This window comes from Paenibacillus sp. Y280 (assembly GCF_056786335.1).
On the sequence record NZ_JBXCIW010000013.1, the window covers coordinates 115,837 to 128,803 of the forward strand.

At 48.7% G+C, this 12,967-nt stretch carries 10 protein-coding genes and 1 pseudogene; 5 read left to right on the forward strand and 6 right to left on the reverse strand.

All coding sequences use genetic code 11. The features are described from left to right. The first annotated feature begins 41 nt into the window (after positions 1–41). Positions 42–1,817: a two-component system histidine kinase PnpS gene (pnpS, locus tag AC1TPC_RS17615; protein ID WP_482068118.1), complete on the forward strand. Its 1,776-nt coding sequence runs from the start codon at positions 42–44 to the stop codon at positions 1,815–1,817. 119 nt (positions 1,818–1,936) lie between these two features. After that, complete coding sequence (locus tag AC1TPC_RS17620; protein WP_482068119.1) at positions 1,937–2,659, forward strand: response regulator transcription factor; 723 nt, start codon at positions 1,937–1,939, stop codon at positions 2,657–2,659. 32 nt (positions 2,660–2,691) lie between these two features. Here the strand turns inward: AC1TPC_RS17620 and AC1TPC_RS17625 are convergent, their stop codons facing one another. Continuing rightward, positions 2,692–3,558 (reverse strand): helix-turn-helix domain-containing protein, encoded by an 867-nt coding sequence (locus AC1TPC_RS17625; protein WP_482068120.1) that lies wholly within the window; start codon positions 3,556–3,558, stop codon positions 2,692–2,694. Positions 3,559–3,778: 220 nt separating this feature from the next. Here AC1TPC_RS17625 and AC1TPC_RS17630 point away from each other — a divergent pair, with 220 nt between their 5' ends. Further along, positions 3,779–4,636, forward strand: coding sequence for a lipoate--protein ligase family protein (locus tag AC1TPC_RS17630; RefSeq protein WP_482068121.1), 858 nt, complete (start codon positions 3,779–3,781; stop codon positions 4,634–4,636). Here AC1TPC_RS17630 and AC1TPC_RS17635 read toward each other — a convergent pair. From AC1TPC_RS17635 to AC1TPC_RS17655, 5 genes are all read right to left on the reverse strand, one after another. Next, entirely contained in the window at positions 4,633–5,580 is a 948-nt protein-coding gene (locus AC1TPC_RS17635) for a phosphotransferase (protein ID WP_482068122.1), read from the reverse strand. The two genes, AC1TPC_RS17630 and AC1TPC_RS17635, sit on opposite strands and share 4 nt — an antisense overlap. Before the next feature lie 48 nt (positions 5,581–5,628). Then, entirely contained in the window at positions 5,629–6,057 is a 429-nt protein-coding gene (locus tag AC1TPC_RS17640) for a threonine/serine exporter family protein (RefSeq protein ID WP_482068145.1), read from the reverse strand. 27 nt (positions 6,058–6,084) lie between these two features. Further along, positions 6,085–6,843, reverse strand: a complete 759-nt coding sequence (locus AC1TPC_RS17645; RefSeq protein WP_482068123.1) for a threonine/serine exporter family protein — start codon at positions 6,841–6,843, stop codon at positions 6,085–6,087. A 35-nt stretch (positions 6,844–6,878) separates the two neighbouring features. Further along, a complete protein-coding gene (locus AC1TPC_RS17650; protein WP_482068124.1) occupies positions 6,879–8,066 on the reverse strand; it encodes a M20 family metallopeptidase in 1,188 nt (395 codons plus the stop codon). Between the two features lie 228 nt (positions 8,067–8,294). Further along, on the reverse strand, positions 8,295–9,212 hold the full coding sequence (locus AC1TPC_RS17655) for an AraC family transcriptional regulator (protein ID WP_482068125.1): 918 nt from the start codon (positions 9,210–9,212) through the stop codon (positions 8,295–8,297). A 58-nt stretch (positions 9,213–9,270) separates the two neighbouring features. On the opposite strand from AC1TPC_RS17655, the pseudogene AC1TPC_RS17660 reads away from it, so the two are divergent. Both AC1TPC_RS17660 and AC1TPC_RS17665 read left to right on the forward strand, forming a co-directional pair. Next, a pseudogene (locus AC1TPC_RS17660) lies at positions 9,271–11,334 on the forward strand (beta-galactosidase). 255 nt (positions 11,335–11,589) lie between these two features. Further along, complete coding sequence (locus AC1TPC_RS17665; protein WP_482068126.1) at positions 11,590–12,900, forward strand: methyl-accepting chemotaxis protein; 1,311 nt, start codon at positions 11,590–11,592, stop codon at positions 12,898–12,900. Positions 12,901–12,967 lie beyond the last annotated feature (67 nt).

Below are 12,967 nucleotides of genomic sequence, written 5' to 3' on the forward strand. Positions count from 1 at the left end.
TAGGTAAAAAGACTGACCAGACGCAGTAAGGAGTGAACCGGATGAACAGCTTTCGCACCAGGCTGACGCTCATTATGATCGCGATGATCGCATTATCAGTGAGTGCAGCAGGCCTATTTATGGTCAAAACATTTAAAGAAAACCATATAAACGCGCTTGAAGATAATATGGTTCGCGAGATGCAGATCATTTCGGCAAAAATGGAATGGAAATCAGGTGAATTATCTTCGTTGTACAATTATTATTCGGCTGAGGCGAATGAGCTCAAGCGTTATACTGGCGCACGCGTTACATTCATCCGCAATGATGGTGTCGTGCTTGGCGATTCGGATGGGGATCCGAAGGAAATGGACAACCATCTTGACCGAATTGAAATAAAGGAAGCGTTAAAGACAGGAATCGGAAGAGCGATACGGGCAAGTGAAACCGTAAGGCAAAATATGATGTACGTAGCCATTCCTGTTAAGGTCATACCGAATAAAGAGCCAGATGTCATTCGACTTGCTATGAGCTTGAATGAGGTTGAGGAGAGCATCAACAAATTGACGATGTTGCTGGCGGCAGGCTTGCTCGTGCTATTTTTAATCGCAGCCGTAATCAGTTATCGTCTTGCACTAGGCTTGACTAGTCCGCTGGAGCAAATTACGAAGGTTGCGAAACGGATTAAAAACATGGATTACCATGCTCGGGTTAAGGTAACAAAGCAGGATGAAATTGGCGAGCTTGGAAACGCCATTAACGCGATGGCTGACAGCCTTCTCGTTCAAATGACACGTATTCAGCAAAATGAGAATCAGCTCGAGAGCGTGCTTGATAATATGATAAACGGTATCGTCATGATCGATCGCGGCGGCAAAATCGTGCTGATGAACAGACGTGCCGAGGAAGTGCTTGGCTTCTCCGCACGCGAGCTGGTCGGACGCCATTTTGCCGAAGCAAAGCAGCAGTTTGAGCTGTCGCAAATGATTCAAGAAGGTCTAAAGAGCAAAGAACACTTGCGTGAGGAAATCACATTCTATTTCCCGGAGGAGAGGCTGCTTGAGCTCAACTTGGTGCCGATTCATCCGGAGGGAAATGATTTCTCCGGCGTGCTGCTCGTCTTGCAGGACGTATCGGCCATTCGCAGGCTGGAGCGGATGCGCAGCGAGTTTGTCGCAAACGTATCGCATGAGCTGAAGACGCCGATTACGGCAGTGAAGGGCTTTGCCGAGACGCTGCTAGGCGGCGCTGTTAATGATGAGGAAACGGCCCGTTCGTTCTTGCAAATTATATTCGATGAGAGCGATCGTCTTAACCGGTTGATCGGAGATATATTGGAGCTGTCCAAAATCGAGTCGCGCCGCGTTCCTCTCGTATTCTCGCCGGTAGAGGTGGACACATTTGTAGACAAATCAGTCAAGCTTATGGAATCGGAGGCTTCCCGCAAGAGCATCGAGCTTTCGATGAGCATCGAGCCAGGCTTGTATGTTGAGGCAGACGAGGATCGATTGCGCCAAATTATTATGAACCTGCTCTCCAACGGCATCAACTATACGCCTGAGGGCGGCCGGGTTTCCCTTAAGGTTGAAGGGCTGGGCGATGATCACATTCGCATCCAAATTACGGATTCCGGTATCGGTATTCCGAAGAAGGATTTGCCCCGAATTTTTGAACGGTTTTATCGGGTGGATAAAGCGCGGTCGAGAAGCTCAGGCGGCACGGGGCTTGGACTCTCCATTGTTAAGCATCTCGTGGAGCTTCACAAAGGAACAATATCGGTCACAAGCTCTGTAGGAGTCGGTTCAACCTTCACAATTGAGCTGCCTGTCCTGCAATAGAAAAAAGATTTACCTATTCTTTACGAAACCATGATAAACTAGCTTTAAAAGCTAAGCTATAAATACGTGGACTGCAGCGTGCATAACGCTGCTATTCGCTAGGTTGGAATGGAGGTAACATGTCGCACAAAGTGCTCGTCATTGAAGACGAACCGACATTAGCAAGACTATTGTCGTACAACTTGACCCAAGAGGGCTACGAAACGACCGTTATCGATCATGGCGGGGAAGGCTTGCAAGCCGCATTGCAGCGCAATTTCGATTTGGTTATTCTCGACATCATGCTGCCAGGGATGAACGGTTTCGAAATATTGAACCGACTTCGGCAGAACGGTGTCAGAACGCCAGTCATTATTTTGACAGCTCGCAATGCAGAGGAAGAGGTCGTGCAAGGTTTGAAGCATGGCGCTGACGATTATATTACAAAGCCATTTGGCGTTGCCGAGCTGCTCGCACGCGTATCTGCGGTGCTGCGCCGAACGCAGCTGGATGACAGCAAGCCGATTGAATCGACGGAGAAGGTTATAACAGCCGGTGACCTGTCGATTTATCCAGAGAAGTATGAGGTTATATTAAACGGAGAAGCCATTCCGCTTAGACCGAAGGAATTCGAAGTTTTGCTTTATCTTGTACAGCGCCCGGGGATGGTCATTACGCGGGATGATCTGATGAACGTCGTATGGGGCTTCGATTATATCGGCGGCCAGCGTACGGTTGATGTTCATGTGAGCTCGCTGAGAAAAAAGCTGGAGCTTGGGCAGCAATCGGTCCAAATCGAATCCATTCGCGGCGTAGGCTACAAACTCGTTATGCCAAAAAAGCTCGTTACCCCGAAGTTATAGGGCGGACGAGCTTTTTTTAATATGCGGATAAGCTATTGCCGATTCCACACGAGCATTTTGCGCTGAAATTGCTTCGGCGAGCAGTCGTTGTATTTTTTGAACATTTTATAAAAATGGGCCATATTCGGCATCCCAATTCGCTCGCCAACCTCCGAAATGCTTAAATCCTTCGTCAGCAGTATCCGCTCCGCCCATTTTACTTTGCGATAGTTCACATATTCCGTAAACGATAAGCCAATCGTCTTCTTAAAATATTTGACGAAATAGTAATAGCTCATATTGGCGATTTTGCATACCTCTTCCACTTGAATCCGATCGGTCAAATGGTTCTCAATATAATCAAGCACGGGCTTCAGGCGAATGCGGTCAAAATTATCCTGCTCGATCAACACCTTGCGCGTGTCATGACGAAGCAAGAGCAGCAGTATTTGCCTGATGAGAATGCTGACTGCGAGCTCGTAGCCGGTTTCCTTGCGGGTTGCTTCATTCAAAATCTGCTGTATGCATGACGCGGTTTGCAGCTTAACGGCGTTATTTTCCTCGAAAATGTAATTCGCTTTACTCAGCGGCAGCTGCGTCTCTGAGAAATAACGCATATAAGGAATCGTGCTCTGATCGAAAAAAGGCTCAAGATCAAATTGGAGCACGATATAATCGAGCGTGTTGAGGCTGCGATCGCGATGAAGCTCAGAGGCTCCGATTAACACTACATCCCCTGACGCAAGATGGAAACATTCCTCATCTACGTAAATGTCCAGATTACCCTTTAGAATGAGCAAAAGCTCAAGCTGCTTATGATAATGCCAGTTCGTAAATCCATCAAGATTGCGCTCGGTTTGAAAGATGCGCAGCGAAAGCAATGGGTTCTCGTATGCGACTTTTTCATTAAAGGCTTCCATTTTATTGCTTCCCCCTTGGCGCTGCATGACAATATCCTTATTGTAGTGAAAGCGCAGATCATTAGCAATAAGGTGGAAGCATATAAACGGGATTGTCCCATTCCCCTTTCGTATTTTGTGTTAAATAGCGATAGAAGATGCGTTAATGCTCGTTTATCGGTAAAATAGATGTTGGAGCAAGTACTCGGAATGATTCGCAGGAGAGGTTGGAAGAAGACGAATGGAATGGGATTCAATAAAAGCTTTAGGACTTGATAATGTATTGCTGCTGGATCGGTTGAATGAGATTGGTGAGCTGGACGTGTTGCATCCGTTTGCGCTTGATGAGCTGCTTTGCAGAAGAACGGGTCAAGGCGGGCCTGCAATTTGCCATATTTGGCGTCATCCGAGAGGCTTTGTTATGGGCCTCAAAGATAGCCGGCTGCCTGGTGCTGCGGAAGCAGAGCGATTGCTCCAAGCGGAGGGGTGGTCGACAGCTGTCCGCAATTCGGGCGGAGCCGCTGTACCTCTTGACCTTGGAGTCATTAATATTTCGCTTATTATGCCAAAGCCTCGTGTGGATTGGTTTCATTTTCATGATGATTTCGAGAGGATGTATGGCCTGATTCGGCACGCCTTGAAGGAGACAGGCTGCCAAGTGGATAAGGGCGAAATCCAGGGAGCGTATTGCCCGGGTGAATTTGATTTGAGCATTGGCGGCTTTAAGTTTTGCGGGATCGCGCAGCGGCGGCAGACACATGCCTTCATTGTGCAAGCTTTTGTTGTAGCGGAGGGCTCAGGTCAGGAGCGGGCAAGCTTCGTACGCTCCTTCTACGATAGAGCGGGGTGGAATAGCAAGAGCGACTATCCATTGGTGGCTGATGAAAGCACGGCTAGCTTGGAGCAGTTGACGAATCTCGGGCCTAGCGCTGGACGGGCTTTTGCAAATGCAATCAAACAAATCATCATCTCCCAGCAGACGGAGCCCGGCATGAAAGAAGCGGAGGAGAAGCTGGTGATGCCGACCTCAGAGCAGATTTTCACAATGGCAGAAAGTTTGCGCGCAAGGTATGCGATCCGAAAAATTGGCGCGGATTAAACAAGTAAGCTTCTCGCACATTGCTGGAGGCTCACCGTCGTCTCTTCAAGCTGCTGCTTCAAATGATTGATTGGCCATGTACCTTTGTTTGCTTGAATATCGCTTGCGACAAGCTTCATCATCCACAACGAGAAAAGGCATGAAAATAAATAATAGCCTCTTTTGAAATCGAGTGCGTGTGTAACGTTGCCTTGCTGCACGATCAGCAGCAGGTAACGGTCCAGCAAACGTTCGCGTACAGCTGTTGTCATCTCTTTCGGAAAAGTGGGATGAGAGAGGTCGATAACATGATACAAATCCCAATAGCGGCTGTTCAGATGTGCATGCTCCCAGTCAAGTACTTTGAGTTGTCCTTCCACTTTAGCATAATTGCCAAGATGCAAATCGCCGTGCGAGAGCACAAGATCATCCGCTGCGAAGCTTTCTTGCCGAAGCAGGGTAAATAAGGACTCGAGTAAAGGGATTGGCAGACTTGGCCACTGGGCCGCGAGTTCAGAGGGTTGAATCCCACAATTCAGCAGCTCTGCAAGTATAGCTTTACCTTTGGGCTTTGGACCGCGAAGCGGGGCTTGCAGCAAGTGGCTGACCGGAAGCGAATGCCAGTAAGCTATGTATGAAATTAAATCAACTGCCGTATCCGCGTCGAAAGTATGCTTCAATGCTCCTAAGTCTTCGAACAGGATCCAATGGGATGCGGGATCAATAGCCGAGGAGTAGGCAAGCATTTGCGGATAGATGGGCGGAAGGGTCGGCATTATATGCTCATATGCCCATACTTCCTTGCCTAATTGCTCATTATTCGTGAGCGGCTTGAAGATTAGCGTATCGGAAGGCGTGATGTAGATCCTTTCGACGCAGCTTCCGTTCATCCCCTTGTAAAGCGGCTCTCTCCGCCATATTTTCTCTTCGTTGATTGTTCCGTCAGGCGCTACGATCTGATGCATGCATGATTATCCTCCTCCCTAGCAGCGGATGTATAAATCCACATTTCGTTAGCGCTCGGTCTTCCGTATGATCTGATTAATGACCTCTGAGAATACAAGTCCAATTGCAATGGCTCCTGAAATCATAAAAGCTTTGACAGCAAGCTGTACCGCAATATCATAATTATCTTCAACGACGTTCCTCATTGCATCATACGCAAGTCCGCCCGGTACTAAAGGGATTATGCCCGAAACGCTAAAGACGATAATTGGCGTTTTGTAAAGCTTAGAGAAAAGCTGGCTGATCACGGTTACAACAAATGCGGCAATAAGCGTTGCCGGTATGACGTCTATTGCAAGCTGTGTACAGGAAACATAAATGATCCAGCCGATCATACCTACAGCGCCGCAGTGCAGAAGCGTTCGCCTCGGTACGTTGAAGATGAGGCCGAAAGCCGCTGAGGCGATGAAGCTCGTGAATAGCTGTTCCAGCATCATCAACGTGATGCACCTCCGATTATCTCATTAGTAAAAAGACAGCACTGCGGCGATGCCCGCGCCTACGGCGAATGCGGTAAGAAATGCTTCCGCCCCCTTCGACAGCCCCGATACAAGATGCCCGGCCATCAGATCCCTGACTGCAGCCGTAATATGCAAGCCAGGTACGAGAGGCATGACCGATCCGATGATGATTTTGTCCAAGTCAACCCCAAGCCCATTATTAACGAAGAGAACAGACAGCGTACCGATGAGGAGGGCGGTTATAAATTCCGAGAAAAATTTGATGGGCACGATTCGGTGCAGCTGCACCAGAAATCCGAAGCCGATGCCGCCGATCAGCATGACTGGGATAAAGTCGCGCCAGCTGCCCTGAAACATGATGAGAAAGCAGCCGCTAGCTATTGCAGCAGCCAACACTTTTAGCCATGCTGGATAGATGAAGGCATTTGAGTCTATTTCCTGAAGGAGCCGATGCGCATCGCCTGCTGCAAGGCTGCCCGTGCTTATTTTTCTGGAAATGTCGTTGACTAACGACACTTTGAGCAAGTTAGTCGAGCGTTCGGAGATCCGAATCAGCTTCGTCATTTGGGATGAACCATCGATAGCGAAAATAATGCCGGTCGGCGTTACGAAGCTATGTGAATTCTCGATGCCGTAGGCAGCCGCAATTCGCACCATCGTATCCTCGACGCGATAGGTTTCGCCGCCGTTTTGCAAAATGATTTTGCCGGCTAACAAACAGATTTGAGTAATCTCGTGGCTATTGATGATGGATTTATTCACGTTGGCCAGCCCTCCTTATTCGAGCGAAGTCAGTGTCATTGCCTGCTCTTCATTTGCAGCTCGAATTCGGAGCGAATGCGGGCGAGCAGGGCAGGATCTGCAAATACGTCGAATGCTGTGGCGGCGAGCATTTTGGCCCCGAAGATCATGCCTTCGAGTGCATAGTCTTCCATTGCAGCATCACGGAACGCCTCCGTATGAAGCAGCAGCCGATCCTGGACAACCTTGACGAAAGGATGGATAGCCGGGCAGCGAACGGAGACGTTGCCTAAATCAAGCGAGCCGTGATCCTTGCCGATCTCGATCTGCTCCGGACGGATACCCGCGTCAATGAGATTGGCATTGAACTGCTCGGATAACGCATCGTTCGTAATAAGCTCGTCATAGGAGAACTCGAATGCGTTGGTTGTGAGTGTACAGCCTGTTTGCAAGGCTGCCCCTTCTGCACATCGCATCATCTTGGCGGACAGCTCCTCCAAGTAGGTGCGTGTTGACGCACGAATATAAAATTTTGCCGATGCATAGTCCGGAATGATATTAGGCGCCTTTCCGCCATTGTCGATTATTCCGTGAATACGCGCATCGCTGCGTGTCTGCTGGCGAAGCGCATTGATGCTGTTAAATAGCTGGAGCACCGCATCAAGCGCATTTATGCCTTCATGGGGGCTCGCTGCAGCATGTGCGGCTATGCCATGAAACTCAAATTGGATCGCATCAATCGCCAGTGATTCTCCAGATTGCTCGAAGGTATGGTAGGGATGCGCCATTAGCGCAAAATCGCAATCATCGAATAAGCCGGCAGCGGCCATTGGAACTTTAGCGCCGCGCGTTTCCTCGGCAGGCGTGCCATAGATGCGGATTTTCCCGCCGATGCCGCTGCCTCTGAGTGCGGCTTTTAGTCCGACCGCTGCGGCAACGCTCATCGAGCAGATAAGATGATGCCCGCAAGCGTGTCCGATTTCCGGCAATGCATCATATTCGCATAATAAGCCGACTGTCGGTCCTGACTTGCCGGTATCGTAGACAGCGATGAAGGATGTTTCAATGTTAAGGATGCCGCGTTCCACCTCGAAGCCGTATTTCAACAGCTCGCTGCAAAGCAGCTCGGATGCGAAAAACTCCTGATGGCCAAGCTCCGGCCTGCTGCCAACGGCGAGTGATATGGAACGGAAATCCTCGGCGTATCGGTCAATCTCGCTAAAAATCAGTTCTTTATCGGACATAGTCGTATTTAAACCTCCTACATTTTTGAGAAACATATGATAGCTCTCTATAAGCGCATATGTGTTCTTACAGCACCAAAAGCAACCTCAGTTGGCGTCTTTAAGCACCAACGTGTGCTTAAAGCTCCCCTTGGCAGCCAGCCGAACAACACTCGGCAATCGGCAAAAAAAACAGTAGCCCCATTAGTGAAAAATGCTAGGACGCCTATTACCGGTAGCGACGTTCTTCTAACGAATGCCGTGTATTTTTTTGAATTGCTCGGGGCTTAAGCCTTCATGCCGCTTAAAAACAGAGCTGAAATAGCTGGGTGAATCGAAGCCGACGCGATATGCGATCTCGTGCATTTTGATATCACTCTCGCGGAACATAAGCTCCTTGCTCCGATTGACGCGCTCCCGGTTCACATATTCCATAGGCCGCATTTTCAGCGCCTTCTTGAACAACAAGCATAAATACTGCGGCGTTACGTCAATACAGCCTGCAAGATCCTTTATTGCGATCAGCTCGCTGTAATGCGATTCAATATATAGAAGCACAGGCTGAAGCTTTAAATAATTTTGCTCCACCGAGTGAGAGCTTACAAGAATAACCTTCATCAAATCGAGCAGAAACATGTAAACAAGCTTCGAGCATTCGAGTCCGAGAAAGGAGCGCCCGGACTGTGTCATCGCGGAAATATTTTTCATATGGGTAACAATCATATCATGATCAGCAGTAGAATAGACACCAGATTGTGTAATTCCTGCTTGCCTGAATAGCTTGTCGGACAAGTCCCCTCGAAAGCTCATCCAAATGATTTCCCAAGGCTCCTGAATAGAATAGTAGGCATGCTGTTCGTTTGGAAAAAGGCAGAAGCCTTGACCGGCACGAACAGTCATGATCTGATTGCCGACACGGAGCTCGCCTGATCCAGCTATCACCTGCAGCCACTGAAAATGGGGGTAGCCGTTTGGGCGGTCGATCGGCTCTTGATTGCTCCAATGCCCGATGCTGGTGAGGTAAACCGGAAGTGTCGTGTCCGTCTCTGTCAAAGTCGGAAAAACCATCGTGTCGATAATAGCAGCCCCCAGATTCATATTTTTAAAGTGATGCGAAAATACTATTATATAGTTGGATCGATGTACGAGATATAATATGAATATCATTATAGTAAATCCAAAGATAAGTACAATCAAGACTAAACTGGAGGTTGCTGAATCGAATATGAAATTTGCCCCGATAAGTCCAAAAATACCGCAAATGCTGCATGGTGCAGATTATAATCCGGATCAATAGCAGAAATATCCTAAGGTGCTGGAGGAAGATATCCGGCTGATGAAGCTTGCGCATTGCAATGTCATGTCGGTTGGCATTTTTGCATGGATGGCTATTGAGCCTGAGGAAGGTGTATTTACGTTCGATTGGCTTGATACGCTGCTGGATAAATTTGCTGCTAACGGCATCTATGCTTTGCTGGCAACTCCAAGCGGAGCGCGTCCTGTATGGATGTCTCAAAAATACCCTGAGGTGCTGCGCGTTGCACCAAATGGCATCCGCAACTTGCATGGCGCTCGCCATAATCATTGTTTCTCATCGCCGGTTTATCGCGAGAAGGTATCGATCATGAATACGAAGCTTGCTGAGCGGTATTCCGATCACCCAGCGGTCATTGGCTGGCATATTTCGAATGAGTACGGCGGCGAATGCCACTGCTCGTATTGCGAAGAGGCTTTCCGCGGCTGGCTGAAAAATAAATACGGAACGATCGAAGCGCTTAACGATGCTTGGTGGACGACGTTTTGGAGCCATACATATACGGATTGGAGTCAAATCGAATCCCCAACCAGCCGCGGCGAGAAAGCGGTTCACGGTCAAAATGTAGACTGGAGAAGATTCGTGACCGACCAGACGGTTGATTTCTGCAGGCATGAAATTGATCCGCTGCGCGCTGCAAATTCCGAGCTTCCGATCACGACAAACTTCATGCTTGATTTCGAGCCGCTTAACTATTGGAAATTTACCGAGCTGCTTGATGTCATTTCATGGGACGCATACCCAACCTGGCATGACAAAGGCGGAGACGACAGCGAGCTAGCTGCTTGGATCGGCTTCAATCATGATGTATTCCGTTCGCTTGGCCGCGGCAAGCCGTTCATGCTGATGGAAAGCACGCCAAGCATGACGAACTGGCAGCCGATCAGCAAGGTTAAGCGTCCCGGCATGCATATGCTGTCCTCGCTTCAAGCGGTCGCGCATGGCTCGGATACGGTGCAATACTTCCAGTGGCGCAAAAGCAGGGGCTCGAGCGAGAAGCTGCATGGCGCGGTAGTCGACCATGTTGGCCATGAGCATACACGCGTGTTCCGCGATGTTGCTGAGCTTGGCGCGACGCTTGAGAAGCTGACCGAGGTAGTTGGCACAACGGTGAAGCCGGAGGTTGCGCTTATCTTTGATTGGGAGAACCGCTGGGCAGTAAAGGATTCGCAGGGCCCTCGCAATAGCGGCTTGCATTATGAAGAAACGGCGAAACACCACTACCGCCCGTTCTGGGATCTTGGCGTGCCAGTCGATATTATTGATTCGGAATGCGATTTTGAATGCTACAAGCTGCTTGTTGCCCCAATGCTGTATATGGTTCGGCCAGGCGTTGGCGAGCGGATTGAGCGATTCGTGGAAAATGGCGGCATTTTCGTGGCGACCTATTGGACGGGCATCGTAGACGAGAACGACTTATGCTTCCTGACCGGCTTCCCGGGACCGCTTCGGAAGACGCTTGGCATATGGTCCGAGGAAATCGATTCACTGCATGATCATGATTCGAATCGCGTCGTCATGAAGGACGGAAATGCACTAGGCTTAAGCGGCGAGTATACAGCGCGAGAGCTTTGTGATCTCATCCATCTTGAAGGAGCGGAGGCGCTTGCGGTGTATGGGGAAGATTTCTACGCTGGCAGGCCAGCATTAACGGTTAATCAATTGGGTGCGGGCAAAGCTTATTACATCGCTTCACGCAATGATGCTGTATTTACAAACGATTTTCTCTCAAGCATCTTGAAGCAAGAGGCCATCAAACGAGTACTCGATTCGGAATTGCCTGATAGCATAACCGCGCAGCTCCGGACAGACGGCAAAAACGATTATGTATTCGTATCCAACTTTAGTGCAAATGAGGTTTCGGTTAACCTTGATGGACGGAGCTATTCCGATTTGTTAACAGGCGATGCTGTTGCCGCTGGCTTGGATTTGGCAGGATATAGCTGCCGTATTCTCAAGCGCGATTCGAATTAAGTTTTCATTCAATAAATAGCTGTGTGAAACGTACAAGATCATGTACGCTGCGCACAGCTTTTTTTGTGCCTATTTAAAAGGCTGTCTCTCTCTTAAGTATAGAAATTTGTCTGGATTTATACGTAAAAGAAAAAAATGTCGAATAAAAGAAGATAAATGTCGAATTTAACATTGCGATAACATTTCTGCTTATTCCTGTTGATGCTTTCTACCTATAGTAATTGCAAGAGGAAATAGTAGGAAGGGTGAGGGTGAGTGACAGCTACTGTTCTTGACAAAGAAAAACACTCGGCAAACCAGAAGATTGAAAGTACTGATCCGAACGCACCGCTTAACGGAGAAGAGTTGGAACAAATAGTTGAAGTAGTTATAGATGCAGAAGCTGCAGAAGAAGTTACAGCTAATGAAGGTGCAGTTGCAGCTGCATTAGTCGAGCAAGAACAAAGCAAGATTGAGGCGGCGCCAGCTCTAGAGCACGCGGCATCAAATGCCGTTCAGAAGGCGAGTCTTCAACATTTTTTGCGTCAGACACCGACAATTACAGCGGACCAAACATGCCGGGAAACCATTTCTGTCTTCAAAAAGCATCCAGAATGCGAATGCGTTGTCGTGATTGGGGAGCAAGGGGCTCCTATCGGTCTGATGATGCGGAATCGTTTTTTCTTGAAGCTGGGGCATCGCTTTAGCGCAGATTTGTTTGACGACAAGCCGATCTCGAAGCTTATGGATGCAAACCCTTTGCTGGTCGATTTGCATTTTGCGCCGCAGCAGCTTATTGACAGCGCATTAAGCCGTCATGAAAGCGTGCTTTACGATTGTGTCATTGTAACGTTTAATGGCCGGCTCGCAGGCATTTTGACTGTATCCGATATGCTCAAGCTTTCCAGATTGCTGCAGCAGGAAGCCATTGATGTTCAGATGAGAACGATACGCTCGGCAGAGCTGCGTGTAAATGAAATTGAACAAGCTGTTAATAGTGTTCTAGAGTCGTCATTGCAGGGAGAAACCATGTCGGTAGAGATGGTAGATTTGACGCTGACTGGGAAGAACGAGCTTGATAAAGTAATGATGGCTTTTGAAGCGATCGCGGGGAATTCGCAGATGCAGGAGAATCGGATGAACGAGCTGCAAGCGGAGGCCGGCTCCATCAGCAAAGTATCTCAATTAATCAAGGAGCTGGCGGAGCAAAGCAATCTGCTTGCTCTAAATGCTTCTATTGAAGCAGCGCGTGCAGGAGAGCATGGCCGCGGCTTTGCCGTAGTAGCTGGCGAAGTGATGAAGCTGGCTGGTCAAACGAAGCAATTCGCGAACGAAATTACGACTTTAACGAAGACGATCGTTCATTCCATCTCGCAAACGACTGCGCTTGCGCATGCTGGCCGCTTTGAGACCACAGCTAGCGAAGCCCATGTCAATGAGGCTGTCGAGGCGTTTAATCGTTTGTTCCAAGCGGCAGCGAACAACCGAAACAGCGCGAAGCAGATAGGATCTTTGTCCGAACAGGCGCATTTACAATCCATTCATGTTGCCGACGAAATGAAAAAATTGCAGCAATCATACTTTTAACATGGAGTTTACAAAAACAGAATACGAGGTTTACAAACGAGCATTAGTATAAGAGGCACAGGGTCAA